This window comes from Pontibacter locisalis, from assembly GCF_042684605.1.
GTDB lineage: Bacteria > Bacteroidota > Bacteroidia > Cytophagales > Hymenobacteraceae > Pontibacter > Pontibacter locisalis.
On the sequence record NZ_JBHULU010000020.1, the window covers coordinates 21,005 to 39,484 of the forward strand.

Annotated in this window: 14 protein-coding genes; 2 read left to right on the plus strand and 12 right to left on the minus strand. The window is 44.5% G+C overall.

Annotation, left to right across the window (positions count from 1 at the left end; all coding sequences use genetic code 11):
• The 3 genes from ACFSRY_RS13400 to ACFSRY_RS13410 all read right to left on the minus strand — a co-directional run.
• Positions 1–1,695, minus strand: a 1,695-nt coding sequence (locus tag ACFSRY_RS13400; RefSeq protein ID WP_377508414.1) for a M14 family metallopeptidase, incomplete at its 3' end; no start/stop codon positions are given.
• Between the two features lie 106 nt (positions 1,696–1,801).
• Entirely contained in the window at positions 1,802–2,254 is a 453-nt protein-coding gene (locus tag ACFSRY_RS13405; protein WP_377508417.1) for a DoxX family protein, read from the minus strand.
• A 40-nt stretch (positions 2,255–2,294) separates the two neighbouring features.
• A complete protein-coding gene (locus tag ACFSRY_RS13410) occupies positions 2,295–2,921 on the minus strand; it encodes a mechanosensitive ion channel protein MscS (RefSeq protein ID WP_377508419.1) in 627 nt (208 codons plus the stop codon).
• A 121-nt stretch (positions 2,922–3,042) separates the two neighbouring features.
• Here ACFSRY_RS13410 and surE point away from each other — a divergent pair, with 121 nt between their 5' ends.
• Entirely contained in the window at positions 3,043–3,819 is a 777-nt protein-coding gene (gene surE / locus ACFSRY_RS13415) for a 5'/3'-nucleotidase SurE (RefSeq protein WP_377508421.1), read from the plus strand.
• Between the two features lie 76 nt (positions 3,820–3,895).
• Here the strand turns inward: surE and ACFSRY_RS13420 are convergent, their stop codons facing one another.
• The 7 genes from ACFSRY_RS13420 to ACFSRY_RS13450 all read right to left on the minus strand — a co-directional run bounded on the left by ACFSRY_RS13420 (position 3,896) and on the right by ACFSRY_RS13450 (position 13,431).
• Positions 3,896–4,309: an energy transducer TonB gene (locus tag ACFSRY_RS13420; RefSeq protein WP_377508424.1), complete on the minus strand. Its 414-nt coding sequence runs from the start codon at positions 4,307–4,309 to the stop codon at positions 3,896–3,898.
• Positions 4,310–4,316: 7 nt separating this feature from the next.
• A complete protein-coding gene (locus tag ACFSRY_RS13425) occupies positions 4,317–5,570 on the minus strand; it encodes a TonB family protein (RefSeq protein WP_377508427.1) in 1,254 nt (417 codons plus the stop codon).
• 101 nt (positions 5,571–5,671) lie between these two features.
• A complete protein-coding gene (locus ACFSRY_RS13430; protein WP_377508430.1) occupies positions 5,672–6,946 on the minus strand; it encodes a TonB family protein in 1,275 nt (424 codons plus the stop codon).
• A 100-nt stretch (positions 6,947–7,046) separates the two neighbouring features.
• Positions 7,047–8,459, minus strand: coding sequence for a TonB family protein (locus ACFSRY_RS13435; RefSeq protein WP_377508433.1), 1,413 nt, complete (start codon positions 8,457–8,459; stop codon positions 7,047–7,049).
• Positions 8,443–8,841: a BlaI/MecI/CopY family transcriptional regulator gene (locus tag ACFSRY_RS13440; protein ID WP_377508437.1), complete on the minus strand. Its 399-nt coding sequence runs from the start codon at positions 8,839–8,841 to the stop codon at positions 8,443–8,445. The genes ACFSRY_RS13435 and ACFSRY_RS13440 overlap by 17 nt, the downstream gene beginning before the upstream one ends.
• A 140-nt stretch (positions 8,842–8,981) precedes the next feature.
• Positions 8,982–10,376, minus strand: coding sequence for a RagB/SusD family nutrient uptake outer membrane protein (locus ACFSRY_RS13445; RefSeq protein WP_377508440.1), 1,395 nt, complete (start codon positions 10,374–10,376; stop codon positions 8,982–8,984).
• A gap of 28 nt (positions 10,377–10,404) precedes the next feature.
• Positions 10,405–13,431, minus strand: coding sequence for a SusC/RagA family TonB-linked outer membrane protein (locus ACFSRY_RS13450; protein ID WP_377508443.1), 3,027 nt, complete (start codon positions 13,429–13,431; stop codon positions 10,405–10,407).
• A 300-nt stretch (positions 13,432–13,731) separates the two neighbouring features.
• Here ACFSRY_RS13450 and ACFSRY_RS13455 point away from each other — a divergent pair, with 300 nt between their 5' ends.
• Complete coding sequence (locus ACFSRY_RS13455; RefSeq protein ID WP_377508807.1) at positions 13,732–13,956, plus strand: RagB/SusD family nutrient uptake outer membrane protein; 225 nt, start codon at positions 13,732–13,734, stop codon at positions 13,954–13,956.
• A 72-nt stretch (positions 13,957–14,028) separates the two neighbouring features.
• Here ACFSRY_RS13455 and ACFSRY_RS13460 read toward each other — a convergent pair whose 3' ends face one another.
• Together ACFSRY_RS13460 and ACFSRY_RS13465 are read right to left on the minus strand one after the other, a co-directional pair.
• Positions 14,029–15,387, minus strand: a complete 1,359-nt coding sequence (locus ACFSRY_RS13460; protein WP_377508446.1) for a RagB/SusD family nutrient uptake outer membrane protein — start codon at positions 15,385–15,387, stop codon at positions 14,029–14,031.
• Between the two features lie 21 nt (positions 15,388–15,408).
• Complete coding sequence (locus tag ACFSRY_RS13465) at positions 15,409–18,477, minus strand: SusC/RagA family TonB-linked outer membrane protein (protein WP_377508449.1); 3,069 nt, start codon at positions 18,475–18,477, stop codon at positions 15,409–15,411.
• Positions 18,478–18,480 lie beyond the last annotated feature (3 nt).

The window sequence follows — 18,480 nt, forward strand, 5'->3', positions numbered from 1 at the left end:
ATAATGCGGGGTGTTGCGGTATACAAAGTCCAGTTGTGCTCTTGCATTTTTGGCAAATTCCGGATCCTGTTTTTTTCGCTCTTCCAGGCGCTTTCGTAGCTCCGGGTCTTTCTTCAGGTATTCTGCAGCCAGATCCTCAAACACATAGCTTGAGAAGTACTCCTTTTGCATCAGTATAGAATCGAAGAAGTTCCATGCAAAATAGGAGTCAACGGCCTGCGGTTCCAGTGTTTCAACCAGGAAGCGATTTGCCGGCTGATTCAGGTAAACCACGTAATCCCCTTTTAAAAACTGACGCGGCATCATGCGCTTTTCCACCTTTACATCGGAGTGCAGGTAGTGCCCTTCGTACGGCCGGGGAGATGTTTTGTAATCGGTGATGTAGTATGTCTCTACGTTAAGGGTAGTGTCTTTCTTAAGTTGCTGCATGTCTACCTTATCCGTCTTCAGTCTTTCTATTACCTCACGCCAGGCAAACGGGATAATGTAAGCTACTGGTTTCTGAACTGTAGTAGTTGGCTTAAACTCGTTGTAATAGTTAATTGTGGTGCTATAAGGTGCTTTACGGTCGTAATAAAGGCGCTCCTGTCCGCTTACTTCGCTTGGCTTGTACTTTGCAGCGAAACCCAGAAAAGGCACCTGCTCTACCTGTGTTGTATCTAGTTTCCAGTCTAATGGGAAGTTCTGCTGCTTAAGTGTTTCCTGTTTTGCCTGGGCCCTTAACTTTCCGATCTCTTCGGCATCACGGTGTACCGTTTCGATCATGTTTTCCATGAGTTGGTAGGTAGCCTTCACGCGCTGATCAAATGGCTTTAGCATATGCGTTTCAGGCACAAAGCCAATGGTATTGTAAAGTGCTGTATAACCTGTGGCATACCGGGGTGATTCCATGAAACCAATGATTCCTTTTTCTGGTGTTTCTCCCACCGTATTCATATATGGCACCATCGGGAACTTATCCTGCTTCATACCCTCGTATAAGGATGGAAGCATCTTCTGCTGCAGGTAACCGGCCAGTGTAGGATTAAGCTTGTTGTGCTGCGTCGGGATCAGCGTCATCACGTGCTGGTAATCGGCTCCGTTGGAGGTGTGGTTGTCCATGAAAACATCAGGGTCCCAGTCACGGAAGATTTTATGGAAGGTTTCCGCATTACGGGAGTCTGTTTTGATGAAATCGCGGTTCAGGTCAAGGTTTCTGGCGTTCCCCCTGAAGCCGTAGCTTTCCGGGCCATTCTGGTTTGTGCGGGTGTGGCTGTTTCTGTTAAGTGCTCCTCCGATGTTATACATAGGAATGATGGCCAGTACCGTATTATCCAGCTGCTTTCGTTTCTTTTTGTCCTGCAGGTAGTCCCTTGCCAGCATCATGGTAGCGTCAACACCTTCCGGTTCTCCAGGGTGAATGCCATTCTGTATGAGCAATGTGCGCTTGTTTTTCTGCCTGATAGAAGCAGGGTCAAAGTCTTTATCCGTAGAAACAATTACCAAGTGCAGTGGCCGTCCTGAGTCTGTGTATCCGTAAGGTACCATCTTTACCTCCTCGTATACATTGTCCAGCTTCGTATACCAATCAATTACCTGGTCGTAAGTAGCAGTGGTATTGCCGCTACCTTTCTCGTAGGGTGTTTTTAGATCGGGCTTCTTTTGGTCAGGTGCACCTGTTGTAAGCAGGGCTGCCACTAGTAAGGTAGTTAACATATCTAGGTTTTGCTGATTCTTGTGATAACAATGTTAGCCATTTCTGGGCATAAATAAAAAAGCCCGGGCGGAGAGGCCAGGGCTTACTTATTAATTTCAGTGACTATTATCTGGTTTGCCTATAAATGCCTTTCTCTCTTTTCTCAGGAAAAATTTTTCTGTCGAGGCTGTACTTGCCGGGGCCAATAAAGAATAAAGAAAAGAAAAGAATGGCGGCCTCCAGGGCGTGGGAATAGCCTCCGAAGCCATCACCGGCAACTACGTGCCGGATAGTAGCAATTATCATTGTGAAGAGGAGAAGCAGACAAGCAGGCCTGAAAAGTAAGCCTAACATAAGCAGAGCACCGCCAACTGCTTCGGCAAAGCCTGCCATAAAGCCCCAGAAAACCGGTGCAAAATCTATACCGACTAATTCCATGTTCTGCCCGATGGCTTCCCAGCGTTCGGGGCCACCAGCCAGCTTTGGCCAGCCATGCAGGATGAACATAATGCCGATACCGATGCGAAGTAGCAGCAATCCAAAATTTTTGTACCTGTAGCGTGAGCGGAAAATTGCCATAGAAGCAATAATACTGATTCGCCCGATATATTACAACTTTCTAATATATTAAAATGCTTTTTACGATTGTGTTGGCCGGAATGGTCTCAGGGGTAAAATCATTTAATCGGTTTTGAGGCAACTGCGATTGATCGAGTACGAAGGAAATTCCACCTTCTTTGGACACGGCCACAAGGCCCCCGTCAGCTAGTGTTACGGTGGAGATAGGGTAGAAGCGCTGAACCTCTCCGTACTTAGATTCTACTCCAATTCCCTTAGGAGTTTTAAAGTCAGAGCTTTTAACATTTATGCGCCATACACGGCAGTCAGGTTCACAGCTTTGTTCTATCAGGATGCCTTTGTCCTTGTCCTTTGGGTGTAGCAGGTAAGCTGTGGATTGCATTCCTTCCTGCTTTAGGGTAGTATCGGCAATGGTATAGCCAGCAGGGACTTGTTCCCGCATCTGTTCTATAGGCATTCCGATCGCCACGTTTCCCACACGCTCTTTCCCGATAACAAAAGTAGATGGGTCTGGTGTTATGGGGGCTGCTTCTTCAGTTATATCTGTATCAACTAGTGTGGTTTCTGATGCTGCATTAGCTGTTGCATCACCTTCTTTGTCCTGCTGCGATAAACATGCAGCCATGCCTACTCCTAATAAAATAGCATAAATTATATTCTTGATCATCCTGCCTCAACCTTATTACTTTATTTTACTGTTAAACCTTGATGAGCAGCTTCAGGTTGTTGTATATTAGCAGGAAATAGAAATTCGTTTCTTTTGTTATACATCAACTTAAAATAATAAAATGGCTAAACCATTAATCTTAGTCTCTAACGACGATGGCATTACTGCACCTGGCATTCGAACGCTTGTGGAGGTGGCAAAAAAGATAGGAGAAGTAGTGGTGGTGGCACCGGATGGTCCGCAATCGGGTATGGGGCATGCCATTACGATCGGTAATACTTTAAGACTGGACAGATCTATCGCTTTTGATGACCTTGATATAGTTGCCTATGAATGTTCGGGCACACCGGCAGATTGCGTTAAGCTGGCAAAGCACCATGTGCTGAAAGATCGGAAGCCTGATCTTGTTGTGAGCGGCATTAACCACGGCTCCAACTCAAGTATTAGTGTACTATACTCTGGTACTATGTCTGCGGCCATAGAAGCAGCTATAGAAGGACTGCCATCCATTGGCTTCTCGCTGTGTGATTACGGACATGAAGCCGATTTTTCACACACACGGGAATTTGTGGAGCAGATCATCAGACAAGCTTTACAACACCGCATTCCGGAGAATACTTCCCTGAATGTGAACATCCCGAAGAAGAGCAGCGAACCGATTAAAGGAATCAAAATATGCCGGCAGGCACACGCTAAATGGCAGGAGGAGTTTGATGAGCGCCTTGACCCGAGAAACCGGAAATATTATTGGATGACAGGGAACTTTGTGAACTTTGATAAGGGAGAGGACACGGATGAGTGGGCACTGGTAAACAACTACGTCTCCATCGTTCCTTGTCAGTATGACATGACAGCACATCATGCCATCGCTATGTTAAATGAGGGGTGGGAGTTTTAGAAATTAATCTCTCATCAAAGCAGTCGCCCAAGCTAGGCAGTTAGCTTGGGCGACTGCTTTAATTTGTAAAGATCTCCTACCTTTTTTTGGCTTTACTGAAGTTAATTGGCAAAACAAACCTTACAGCCACATCTTTGCCATTCTGCCTGCCTGCGGTCCAGTTGCCATCTGTAGCGTACACCGCTTTTACACAGGCTTCGTCTAATGCAGGTTCAAGGCTCTTGATTACCTGAACATCTTCTACGGCCCCATTTGGATCTACCACAAAGCTTATAACTACTTTTCCTTTTTTCTGCAAACCAGCGTAAGCTATGTTAGAGGTAACATGCTCTATCATGGTTTCGAAACCACCTTCGTATTGCGGCATCTCTTCTACATAAGAGTAAACCTGGTTTGAGGTAGTACTATCTGTGCTTTGCTGCGCGGCGCATAAAAAGGGCAGTAACAGAAAAAAGGCTGCTGAGAGCAGGGTGGCTAAGGTAAGCTTCATGTTTATTTTACTTGGTTACAACTACTGTAGCTGATGTAGGAGAAGTGGGCTTGTCTGCTCGGAGTTCCGGCACGAAGTCGATTGTTATGGTGTGCATGACTGTAACGGACTGCGTGTTCTTCTTCGCTGGCAACCAATTCTCTTCTGTAAGTTCAAACACACGGGCTATCTCATTGGCAACGGTCTTTTGTGTGTCTGATACACTGGTGATAGGACCAACAAACCTGCCATCCTGAAATACAAGAAAGCTTACCTTCACTGTGCCTTCAAAAGAAGTATCCGGGTAGCGAAGGTGCTTAGCCAGGAATTTTTCAAGGGGCATATCTTTCAGAGTGGGGCTTACGTCAACTTCATGTGTTTCATACACGCTTTTTCTATCGTAGGCGTCTGACTGATATGTCAGAAACATAGTGCTAAGTTGCTGCTTTGGATCTGCTTTCCCGGAGCCAGGGAGCAACACCGGAAGGGTTACTTCAGCAGCTATAGGCTTGCCGTTTCTTAAGCCGGGCTCCCACATGCCACTCGTGGATTTTACAGCTTCGGCAGCTGCTTCGCTTAGCAGAGCAAGTATAGATTTATTTTGTACATTAAAAGTAGAGGCATCTATATAATCCATATCCGCACCTGTGCCCACTGTTTTCTTGAGTTTGGTGCCAGCAACAGCGATGCCTGAAACGCTTCCGTCTGTATCTATTGTAAAGTTTACATCCAGAAGTGCACTGATGTTTTCTTTCTGAACTGCTGCAGGTAAGCTTAAATGCTTATAAATTGCTTGTACCATAGCCACCTGGCCACCTTTAAACTGAGGCATTCTGTGTTGGATTGCCGGGTTGTTATCAGCATCAAGGCTAAACTTGATGGGCAGGGTGTATCTAACCCGTACAGGCTTATTATTATGCTTGCCTGTTTTCCATTTTCCGCTTGTCAGGCTGGCAATGCGTACAGCTTCATTATCCAGGCTGGCAGAGATGCACTTTTCAACCTTTATATCAGAAATAGAACCGTTCGTCTCAACTATGAATGTTACCACTACAAGTCCTTCTGCACCGGCCTCTCTGGCTTCCTGTGGATAGTGTGTGTTGCTGGCTATAAAATTCAGCATCTCCGTAGTACCACCCTGATATTCGGGCATCCCGCTCACATAGGAGTACACTTTTTCTGTAGGTACAGATGTTTGTGCCAGTGCTGCTGAGAAGAAAAGGAGGGATGAGTTCAGCAAGACTAAGGCTATGAGATAGCTGAGAGATTTCCTGTTTTTCATGCGTTCTTGAGGTGTATCTTAAAGATACATAATTTTCTCTTACTTGCTGTACTCATCCAAGAACTTAGTAGAATATTAGACTTTCTGTCAACTCTACTAGTTTACTTATACTTCGTGATCACGATATCAGCAGGGATAGCTGTAGAGGTTTCATCATTATTTTTCTGCCCATCATTGATAACAAAACGGAAAGTCAGCATTTGATAAGTGTTTACAGCCTTGCCGTCTTTTTTACCAGGCTGCCACATGTTTTTGCTTAGTTCCAGTACCCGCAGTACTTCTTTCTTTAACTCCACACCCATACTTTTACTTACACCTATCTTACCAATAGTGCCGTCGTCGTACACCAGAAAGTTTACCATTACATCGCCTTCAGCCTCTGTTTTAGGATAGCGGGTGTTTTTGGCAAAGAACTTCTTGTCTGCATTTTCACCTTCTTTAAATCCTGGCTTCTCATCCAGTTTATAGAGAGGGACTATCTCGTTGAAGTTAAGTTTTCTTGGCTCCTGCTCCTGTGTGGCAGATCCCTGGCTGCCCGAGGTGGTGGTGGAGCTTTCTGCATCGCTGCTGAAGAACTGCACTGGTAGCACAAGCTCTGCCGCCACAGCCTGTCCGTTCTTTTTGGCAGGCTCCCACATACCCGAAGTCTCTTTTACAGCTGCAGCTGCAGCTTCTGCCAGTTTGGCAAGTGTGGCTTTGTTCTGCAGGTTAAAAGTAGCGGCGTCCATGTAGTCCAGTTCTGAGCCGGGACCAACTGTTTTCTTTAGCTTTGTATGCTCCAGTTTTATATTGGATACGCTACCATCTTTTTCAACAGTAAACCTTACCAGCACCTTCGCATTCAGGTTCTCTTTTTTAGCCTCTTCAGGCATCTTAAGGTTCTGGTTGATGGCCTGCATCATAGCTTCCTGGCCCCCCTTGAACTGTGGCTGGCTATCTGTGGCAGACGAGGTGCCTTTGTCATTCTTTAAGGAGTAGCGGATAGGCATGGTATACTGTACAGCGACATCTTTGCCATTTTGTTTGCCTGGTTGCCACTTCCCCTCCATAAGTTTGATAACACGTAAGGCCTCTGCATCCAAACTTTTGGTCAGGCCTTTTAACACTTTTAAATTGTCCAGTGAGCCATCGCTATCTACAACAAAGGATATCACCACCAAGCCTTCTATACCCTCTGCCTGCGCATCTTTAGGGTAGCGGATATTCTGAGCCAGAAACTTTATCATTTCTTCTTCTCCGCCTTTAAACTGTGGCATCTGCTCTACATACGTATAGGGCTTGGAAGACTGCGCGCATACCGCTGGAGCTATAACCAGCGTGGCCATGCCAAGTAGTGCAGCTGCTGCGAATCGGGTAAGTATGTTGTTCTTTTTCATAAGTAGGTTTGTTAGTTGTTTATGCTTAGAAAAGGCAATAGTTATCCTGCATCAGCCTTTTTTAGGCTGCGGATTTCATTTTGCCGGTATGTTATGGGTTTTACTTCAGAGCGAACCTGACGGGCAGGGTGTATTTTACACGTACCGGTTTACCGTTTTGCATGCCTGGAGACCAGCGGTCACTCATTTTTTCAACCACCCGAACTGCCTCCGTATCTATTGATTCACTTAATGATTTTAATACCTCTATGTCCTTCAGGGCTCCGTCATCTTCTACGGTAAAGCTAACCACCACCAGGCCTTCCACGCCGTCTTCCTGTGCATCCTTGGGATAGCGAATGTTCTTTGCCAGGTACTTCAGCATTTCTGTTTCTCCCCCCTCAAATTGTGGCATCTGCTCTACGTATGTATAGGGCCTTTCTTTAGCAGTAGGAGATTCATCTTTTAGTTCCGCAGGTAAAGCCGGTAGTGCGGGGTCTGGCTGCAGGTTTTTCTCAATTCGTGCTGTTGCTACAGTTTGTTCCTGAACAGGTTCTTCTTCCTGATCCGGTAGTACTGGAGTTTTTTTCAGAACAGCCTGTTGGGGTTTGTCAGGCTCTGAACTGGGAAATATGGACGTTTGCGCGCCTGCCTGCTGGAGCGAAAAAGTAAATAACAGCCCACCAAGTAAAGGTAAGATGAGCAAAGGACGAAGCCAGCCTGCTTGTTTCCCGCTTTGCTGTAACATGTAAAGCCGTTTGAGCACCTGTGGCTTTTGAAAGTAACTTCCGACAGGAAGTCCCATTTGCTGTAGAACCTCCCGTGAGAGCAGCGCGCTGTATTCCTGTGCCCGGTATGTATGAATTACTTTTGCATCAGCCTGGTACTCGTGCACATCCCGGAGCTCCTGCTTCAGTAACCACACGATTGGGTTTAGCCATAGAAAGGCAGAAAGTAGCTCGAAGTATAGCACATCCCATGTATGGCGTAGTTGTACGTGTGCAACTTCATGGGCAAGTATTTTTTCCTGATCAGCAGCATTCAGATGTTCCTGTTTACTTAAATAGACAGCCTTGCCAAACGCGAAAGTAGGGTAGTGGCCTGGTAACTGGTATACCTGCACGTCTCCGGCAATAGCTTTTGAGACCGTCGCTTTAGCCCTTATTTGCCTTACCTGCCACAGCTGTCTCACTAGCTTAAGCAAAACAATCAGGGCACCTATTATATAAACACTTATTGCAATGGTAGTAGGAGAGAAGAAGGATGCTGTAGCAGGTGCTGCGCCAGGGCGGTAAGCTGTTACAGTTACCTCGGTTAGTTGTATGGTCTGCAATACGCCGCTTACAGCGCTTTCCGGAGCCAGGACCACAGGCCACTTGATTAATGGTAGCACTACAGCTACAAGTGGAGCCGCGAGTAAGTAAAGCCTGTTAAAGCTGAAGTTGTTCTGGTTCCGCAATAAGGCATAGTAAAACAGGTAGAGCACCAGTAATACAATGGCCGTTTTAAGTAAATAGCTAATTGTTAGTTCCATTTTGCTTTTCCTCCTCTTCAGGGTTGATGTCCTGGCGTACGTGCTGCATTAGCTGGTCCAATTCCTTTACGTTCAGGTTATTATCCTTAGCAAAGAAGGATACCAGCTTTTCGAAAGAACCTCCAAAGTAGCCTGACATGAAGTTCTTCAAAAAGAAGCTTTTATACTTATCCTGGGCAATGATTGGATAGTACTGGTGCGATTTGCCAAAAGCCTCATGCCCCACAAAGCCTTTGGTCTCCAGAATCCGCACGATAGTGGAAACTGTGTTATAGGCGGGCTTAGGTTCTGGTAGCTCTTCCAGAATGTCCCGGACGAAGCCACGCTCCAGTTTCCAGAGTACCTGCATTATTTCTTCTTCCGCTTTTGTAAGCTCTTTCATAGTCTGTAATTCAATTCTTTTACCGAATATATAACTAAATACTTAGTTTACAAACTAAAAGTTTAGGTTTGTTTGGCCAAGATAAAAAAAAGCGGCTCCTGAAACACAGGAGCCGCTTTTTTGAATGATATAATTTCGGCTTAATAGCCAGGGTTTTGTGTCAGGCTAGGATTCACATCAATCTCACGCTGCGGAATTGGCAGAACAAGCTTAGGAGAATTGAAAGGAATTGTACCCACTGAATTCATTAAACGCTTTGCTTCATGAAGTGCATTTCCTTCGAATACAAGTTCTCTTTTTCTTTCCTGTAAGATATCATTAAGTGTTACAACCAGAAGAGGAGCTAAATCTGCTCTTTCTCTGATTCTGTTGATATCGGCTAATGCCTGAACCAGATCCCCGTTTCTGACCGCAGCCTCAGCACGAATAAGTAGCATTTCAGAAAGACGTATAACCGGGATATTAGCAAAAGGATCTAAGTATTTGCCATTTCTTAAAATACCTCCTCCATCTACATAGAATACCTCACGACGCTCATCGTTGGCTGCAAATAAATTGTTTACAAAACTAGGAACGATGTCTACGTCACCGCGGCCAATGCCATTGAAGTCTGCATAGAAAGTAGCTAAACCATCATTAGCTGATCCTGCATTACTTTGTGCGTTCTGTTGAATAGCAAAAACATACTCAGATATGTTAGCTGAGTTGTTGAAGGCCTCTTCGTAATTCTGAACCAATGAATACTTGCCAGACTTGATAACACGATCTGCCTCTGCAAGCGCCTTATCGTAGTCTTCGTCAGCATTATTGTTTGCATCTGCCTGCTGCATGTAAACACGTGCTAAGTAAGCACTGGCAACATACGTGTTTGCTCTTGTGCCATTAGACTCAGGAAGAAGTGTTTTAGCTCTATTCAAATCTTCTATCACTTGTGCATAAACTTCCGCAACAGTTGCTCTGTTAACGTTATCCTCACTTGTGATAGATTGAGTTGGCTTCAGAACTAATGGTACTGCAAGATTGGTTGTAGTATTACCAGCAGACCAAGGTAAAGCATAAAAACGTGCCAGTTCGAAATAAAGGATGCCTCTGATGTAAAGAGCCTCACCTAAAACCCTGTCGCGTACAGCTTCATCTTCAAAAACACCTACATTGGCAATTACATTATTTGCAATGTTGATTGTTTCATAAGCTCTGATCCATGTTCTTGTTGCCTCAGAGTTATCAGCCACCATATTCTTGCTAAAGAGCTGGCGATAGCCCAGGAAAGTTCCAGACCACTGTAATTCTGCACCTGACGCTGCTAAAAGCTCGCTAACCAGGTTCATGTTTGTACCATACAGTTGTCCGCCTTGCAGCCTTTCATAGGCACCAATCAAAGCTGTTTGTACCCCATTTGGAGTAGATAGCGCCACGTCAGACCCTATGGACTGCTGCGGGTCAATGTCCAATTTATCATCGCAGGAAGCAAACACTGATAGCATGCTTAGTGCTGCCAGGCCTATTCCTTTATTAAAAATATATCTAATTTTCATTTTATTAACTTTTCTGGTTATAAACAGTTTAGAAGCCGAAGTTTACACCTACTGCTATTGTCTTAGCCTGTGGCGCAGTGTAGAAATCTGTGCCGGCACCAACATTCGATCTTGTTGAAGAAGGACCTGTGCCCTGTGTGTTTACTTCTGGGTCCCAACCTGGGTAGTCAGTGATAGTAAAGAAGTTCTGTGCTGTCAGGTAAACACGTACACTTGACATAAAGGCTTTACTCGCAAGGCTTTTAGGCAAAGTATAACCCAGTGTAATGTTTTTACCGCGCAGGTACGAACCATCGTAAATCCAGCGAGATGATGTAGCTGTACCATTTCCATCAAGGAAGCGGGCCTCAGGGACAGTAGTAATGTCACCTGGCTGCTGCCATCTGTTCAGCTGATCTCTTGTCTGGTTGTCCAGGTAGTCCATGTTAGCAGACTGGAAACGACCAGCGTTGTTGTAGATCTCATTTCCATATACAAACTGGATCAGTACGCTAAGGTCAAATCCTTTGTATGAGAAGTTGTTTACCAAACCACCCTGGAAGTCTGGGTTAGGGTTGCCTACAACCTGCTCTTCTGCAGCACCGTAGTTTGTTGTTGTTTCATCGCTACCTGCTTTCAGATAGTAAAGAGCATCTCCGGTTTGCGGATCAACACCTGCATATTTTTTGGTAAAAAATACCCCTATTGGCTGACCTTCAACGGCACGGTTAATAGCACCAGCTCTGATCACCTGGCCCTCAAGGTCTGTGATTTCGTTTCTGTTGCGAGCATAGTTTAATGTAGTTGACCAGTTGAACTCACCAACAAGGTTCTGAGTAGTTAAGCTTAGTTCCCAGCCTTTGTTTTCAAGTTTACCAACGTTTTTAGTGATGTTGGTAAAACCAGTTGTAGAAGGTACCTGCACATTCAATAGCAGGTCTTCAGTATTTTTCTGGTAGTAATCCAATGTACCTGAAATGCGGTCATTCAGGAATCCAAAGCTAACACCAGCATCGAATTGCTTCGTAGTCTCCCACTGCAGTTCCGGGTTCTCTACTGATACTGGTATAATACCTGAAACACCTGCATAAGAAACACCGCTGTACAAACCTCTTGAGTCAAAGTTTCCAATTTCCTGGTTACCAGTGATACCGTAGCTGGTCTTTAATTTAAGGAAGCTCAGGAAGTCGATGCCCTCCATGAAAGATTCGTCTGAAATGATCCAGCCCAAACCTACTGCCGGGAAAACACCATACTTGTTGTCGGCTCCGAAACGTGAAGAACCATCAACACGTGCGCTTAAAGAGAACAGATACTTGTTAAATAACTTGTAGTTAGCTCTGGCAAAATACGAAAGCAAAGAGTTTGCTGTGCCTATTGTAGAGCCGGATGTAATATCCGATGCACTTGCTAGCTTTTTAAAGTCATCGTTAGGGAAACCCTGACCAGCAACGTAAGTGGCATCTGTATTGGAGTGCTGATAACTCATACCTAAAGTAGCGTCTAGCACGTGGTTATCAGTAAATCTTGTGTTGTAGCTAAAGAAGTTATTTGTAGTATAGTTAACTACATTCACATTTCTCATTTGGCCAAAACCACCTACTGGTTCACCTGTCTGCGTCTGGTTGCCCTGGTATGATTCCTCTTCCTGGTTTAAAAGGTCTAAACCAAATTCACTTCTAAATGATAGTTTAGGTGTGATTTCCAAGCCACCGTACACTTTGCTGATGTTACGGTAAACAATAGCATCACTGAAAGCATCTCTTGCTTCGATCAAACCATTGTAGTAGATCGTATTTGCGTTAAGCTCACCTGTTTCCGGGTCAATGATTGGCTGGATAGGTGCAAGTGCTACAATCTGCAGCGGCGTAGCGAATGCATTATCGTTTGCTACACGATTATTTTCTGTTCTTGCAAGACTGAAGTTTGCACCAACAGTGATCTTATCTGAAGCTTTATGTTCTAAGTTAATACGACCACTGATACGCTCAAATGCATTACCAATTAAAATACCTTCCTGATCGCTGTAAGAACCACCTATATAAAATGTAGTCTTCTCATTACCACCGTTCGCAGAGGCACTGGCTTCTCTGTAAGAGCCACTTCTGAAAACCTGGTCTTGCCAGTTCACATTTGCAGGATTTCTCCACTCTGGAATGAAGTAGTCCAGTGCATCATCAACATCAGCAAAGAAACCTAACGTGTTAATATAGTAATCAATAGTTTCTGATCTCTCAAAAGACTCTCTTAAGAGTGAAAGATATTCCGGGCCATCCAGGAATTCAACTTTATTAGTTGCTTCGCTAACACCTGTTGAGTAACCAACATTGAATTTAGTTTTTCCCTGTGTACCTTTTTTTGTAGTGATGATTACAACACCGTTTGATGCTCTTGAACCATAAATAGAGGCAGAAGAAGCGTCTTTTAGTATGTCAATGGACTCAATGTCGTTCGGATCAAGATCTGCTAGTGGGTTAGTAGGCTCATTATTACCGATACCCTGGCTTTCCGAAGTGATCGGAATACCGTCAACTACATAAAGTGGCTGGTTACTAGCTGTTACTGAAGCTGAACCACGGATACGTACTTTAATGCCCTGTCCAACTTTACCGCTACCAGACTCAATCTGCACACCTGCAGCTCTACCCTGTAAAGCAGACTCAAGACTAGGAGTTGGGATGTTCTCCAGTTCTTCGCCGGATACTCTGGCAATAGAACCAGTCACGTCTCTTTTTTCCTGCGTACCGTAACCAACTACAACAACTTCTTCCAGTTGTTTCTGATCCGCCCGCAACTGAACATTTACTTCAGAGCGACCACTAACCGCCACTTCCTGAGGTACCATTCCGATGAAACGGAACACCAAAGTAGCGTTTGGCTGCACGTTCAGACGGTACTCACCATTTGCTCCTGTTGTTATACCATTTGTAGTACCTTTTTCAAGAACTGTAACCCCGGGTAGCGCAGTGCCATCCGATGCGGCGGTAACCCGACCTGAAACAGTTTGAGTTTGTGCCCATGCGCTACCAATCAGCGCTATGACCAGCAAAAAACTCAACAGTACAATCTTCTTCATAAAGTTTTTGTGGTTAAATTGAAAATAGAAATAATAAATTTAAAGGTTGGAGTAGCGTATTCTTCTTTAAATAAATTGCTGAAGTAACAAGGAGGCTAGGCTTCATGCTAATTAGAATACTCCCCAATTAGCAAAAATAGAATAATTAAGTAATAGACTTCAAAAAAATATTAAATAATCTTCTTATACAGATGAACGAATGTTTATAGGTATTAAGAAATGGGGTTCTATTACTTTAAATGAAGTAATGGCAGTCTTAATATTATTAAATATGAACTGACGGCGCTAACAGATCAAGCAATTTTAGATGCTATAGCCTTTGAAAGACGTAAAGAGCTTTTAGGCGAAGGTCACAGGTGGTTTGACGTGAAGAGAACTTCACGCAACCTTGTTAGAACTGACTGCCCTGCGCCAGCCCTTGACTGTGCCTTGGCACCAGCAGACAGAGAGTGGGTATGGCCAATCCCTCAAGGTGAGATTGATGCTAACGCAAACATTAACAATCAGCAGACAAGTGGTTACTAAGCCATAATCTTTTAAAGCAAAAAAAGCCTTTGCCACTGTGGCAAAGGCTTTTTTGTTTCAGCTTAACTTATACTAGTAACCAGGGTTCTGGACTAAGTTCGGGTTAACCTCAATCTGCTGAAGTGGTATTGGCCACAGTCCTCTAAAAGCACTATTCTCATCTTCGCAGAAGTTAAGTTCTTCGCATAGGAGGTTGTAACGCTTCAGGTCAATAAAGCGAAGTCCTTCACCTATGAATTCTAATCTGCGCTGCTCCAGGATTTCTTCTAGAGCCTGCGCATTTGTTAGAAGAACCAAAGGAGGAAGTTCTGCTCTTGTTCTGACCCTGTTGATATCAGAGATAACCTGCGGGCTTGCTGGCGCTGAGGCGATACCTTGTCTAGCCTGAGCCTCTGCACGAATCAGGTACATCTCCGCTAACCTTATTACCGGAACGTTATCAGCATTGTTTGTAACATCCTCATATTTGATCAGCCTTCTTCTGTTTCTCTGAATGGTAGTTGTTGCTTCAAAACGCTCATCACCAAGCAATGAAGAAGCTAGCAGAGCATTATAAGCTTCTGCCTGCAAGTAAAACTTCTGCCCACCTGTCAGAGGGTTAGACGCAGAGCCCAGGCCACCCTGATCATTCAAAGTAAAGTCAACTTCAAAGATGATTTCAGGCCCAGTTTCTGTTGTAAAAATCTTGGCAAAATCTTCTTCCAAGGCAAACTCTCCACTGGTAATTACCTGGTTAGCTTTTTCCTCGGCTAAGGCATAGTTGCCACGCTGTAAATGTACACGAGCCAGAAGTGCGGTTGCCGCTAAGCTTGTAGCGCGGGTTCTACGTTCATTACCTCCATCAAGTGCGGCCTCTGCGGCACGTAGATCACTAATGACTGCATCATATACCTGGGCTTCAGTTGATCTTGGTGCATTCTGGATCTCTCCGATCTCAGTGGTTGGTTCTAGTGTAATCGGAACTCCCCCGAAAACTTTAACAAGATCAAAATAAGCTAAACCACGCAGGAAGAACATCTCTCCCTTAATTTGATCACGCTGCTCATCAGTAATGTTTGTTAATCTATCAGCAGCACGTAGCGCTATATTGGCCCTGTTAATTACAGTATATATGGTTGCCCATGTGTTTGCAATCTGTAAGTTTGAAGCATTAATATTCCTGGCGGATACCTCTCTATCTGTTGTAAAAGTACCTCTGTGCTCCAGGTTATCAGTATATACGCCCTGGTATAGCAGGTAGCGTAACCCATAATAGTTATTGGACTGCATGGCGCTGTAAGCGCCAAGTGCAGCTCTCTCAAGGGTGGTGAAGTCCGTAATAGCGCCTTCAGCTTCTATGGCTGTTGTTGGCTCTACGTCTAGCACATCGTCGCAACCCGAAAAGGAAACGAGACCAAGTGCGGTTAACAATATGATTGAATATTTTCTCATGATTAATCTTCCTTTAGCTAATTAGAATCCAACATTTACACCAAATGTAATGGTACGTGCCTGTGGGAACGTGTAGAAATCAACTCCAAGCGTAGTGTTTGAAGTTCCTGCAAAGTTCACTTCCGGGTCAAAGCCTGGGTAATCTGTAAACGTGAACAGGTTTTGTGCCTGTACATATACACGCAGGTTTCTCATGTTCAGGCGCTCTGTTACACTAGATGGCAAGTTATAGCCTAAGATAACATTCTTAAAGCGCAGGTAAGAGCCGTCGTAAACGAATCGGGATGAGTTGCTGCGGTTGTTGTTATTTTCATCGAGTGCTGTTGCTCTTGGTGTATCTGTAATATCACCTGGTTGTCTCCAACGGTTAAGCACGTCATCCAGCATGTTATCATCCAGGAAGTCATTACCCAAGTGTTTCTGATACTGGTGGCTTGGCGCGGCGATCTCATTACCATAAGAGAACTGCAGGAATACGTTCAGGTCGAAGCCTTTGTATCGGAATTCATTCGTGAAGCCTCCTACAAAATCAGGTTGTGCATTACCAATAATAGTTAAATCATCATCTGTAATTATTCCATCGTTGTTTATGTCACGGAAGTTGATATCGCCAGCCTGAGTACCTTGAGCCTGACGTGAAGCAGGAACTTCATCAATTGTGCTAAAAACACCATCAGAAATAAAGCCATAGAATGTACCTATCGGTTGACCTTCACGAAGGACAAGTGAGTTACCTCCAAAGCCATAGAAAATATCCTGACCTTCATAGAGCTCTGTCACTTCGTTTTCATTGAAAGCAAGGTTCAGGTCAGATGTCCAGCGGAAGCCATTATCCTGAGAGTCGAAGTTAACAGTTCTCAATGCAACCTCAAATCCTCTATTTTCAGTGGCACCGATGTTTGATTGGAAGCTTCCAAAGCCATTTTGCGTCGGCACCGGACGGGGAAACAGTAAGTCATCTGTTTGCTTGATGTAATAATCAAGTGCCAGGTTTATCCTTCCGTTCAGGAAGCCAATATCTGTACCTATGTTAAGCTGCTTTGTTTCCTCCCATCTCAGATCCGGGTTAGGAAGCTGCGTCAGGGCTATACCTGGTCTATCTAAGTAGTTAGCACCAGTTACAAGGCCTAAATAGCCGAAGTTTCCTATTTCTTGGTTACCAGTTATACCGTAAGAAGCACGTAATTTTAGCTCACTAAGTGCATCTATACCCGACATAAAGTCTTCACCAATAATTCTCCAACCTGCAGAAACTGATGGGAAATAACCAAATCGATTATTCTCACCAAAGCGTGAAGAACCGTCAGCTCTGAAGTTTACGCCTACCAGGTACTTATCTTTGAAGTTATAGTTTAATCTACCAAAGTAGGATAGTAAAGCCCACTCTGTAACAGAGTTTGAACCAGCATTTACAATAGCCGCACTTCCCACATAGCGGAAACGTTCGCCAGGAAAACCCTCACCTGTTACAAAAGCCTGATTAACTTCATTGTACTCTGTACTGGCACCGAGTACGGCAGATACTTCATGAACATCATTGAAGATTTTGTTGTAAGAAGTTGTTGCCTCAAGCAAGCGTTTGGTAACCGTTGTTGTTGCGTTAGTGGCAGAACCTCCCACAGCGGTTGCTGCAGAGCCAGGGTAATTTGTAGGGGTATAGCGACGCTCGTTTATATTCAAAGCGTCATAACCAGCTCTTACCTGGAAATCTAATCCTGGGATGACAGTGTATTTAGCGAAAACGTTACCAATGCCACGCAAGTTTATGGTTTCATCATCGTTCTCTCTACCCTCAGCTACTGGGTTTGTATAGAAGTAATTCGGACGGGTATAGGTGCCATCCTCATAAAACACCGGCCATACAGGAGATGCTGCAAGCGCATTGGCAAATGGTCCGTTAAGGGTATTATCGCTCACGATACGGTTATTTTCAGAACGACTTAATTGAATACTAGTACCAATCGTCATCCGTTCTGATACCTGGTGGTCCAGGTTTAATCGGGTAGAATAACGCGTGTATTCACTTCCTATCACTATACCTTCCTGGTCAAAGTAGTTACCAGATAAATAGTAGCGTGTTTTAGCATCGCCACCATTTAAAGATAATTCGTAATTCTGAATCGGTGCCGTTCTGGTTACTTCTTCGATCCAGTTCGTGTTAGTTGGCTCAAAATCAAGTCCACCATAATAAAAGTCAACGAAATCATCGAAAGTTGCGCCTGGTGCCAGAAAGCCATCATTTATGTAAGCCTCTGTCATGATCTCCTTATACTGCTCAGCATTCAGGAAATTAGGCTCTTTCCACAACTTTTGGAAACCAGCGTAGGTGTTAAAGTTAATCTGTGTCTTCTTTGCTGATCCGCGTTTAGTTGTAATAATTACTACTCCGTTTGCAGCTCTTGATCCGTAGATGGCTGCAGCAGAGGCATCCTTTAAGATGTCAATGGATTCTATGTCGTTCGGGTTAAGGTCAGAAATAGCGTTAACATTCTGTCCACCGAATCCTATCTGGGAGAAATCACCGGTAGTCAGTGGTACGCCATCTACCACATAGAGTGGCTGGTTGCTGGCAGAGATAGAGGTAGCACCACGAATACGTACACTAACACCACCACCTGGTGTACCGGAGTTTTGAGAAATCTGTACACCCGCAGCACGGCCCTGTAAAGCCTGGTCAACACCCACAACCGGAATGTTTTTTAACTCCTCAGAGGTTACCTTAGACGTGGCACCAGTTACCAGACGACGCTCCTGTGTACCGTAACCTACTACTATTACCTCATCCAGAAGTTCCTGGTCTGCTACTAAGGCCACATTGATAGTTGATCTTCCGTTTACAGGTACTTCTTGGGTAGTCATACCAATAAATCGGAATACAAGGGCAGCATTTGGCCTTACGTTAAGCAAATATTCCCCTTTTGAGCCGGTAGATACACCATTGGTAGTGCCTCTTTCCAGAACTGTTACACCAGGCAAGGGCTGACCGGTCTCAGCCGATGTTACCACTCCTGTAACAGTTTGAGTTTGTGCCCACGCGCTGCTTATAAGCGCCATGAACAACACAAAACTCAACAGTAAATTCTTCTTCATAAG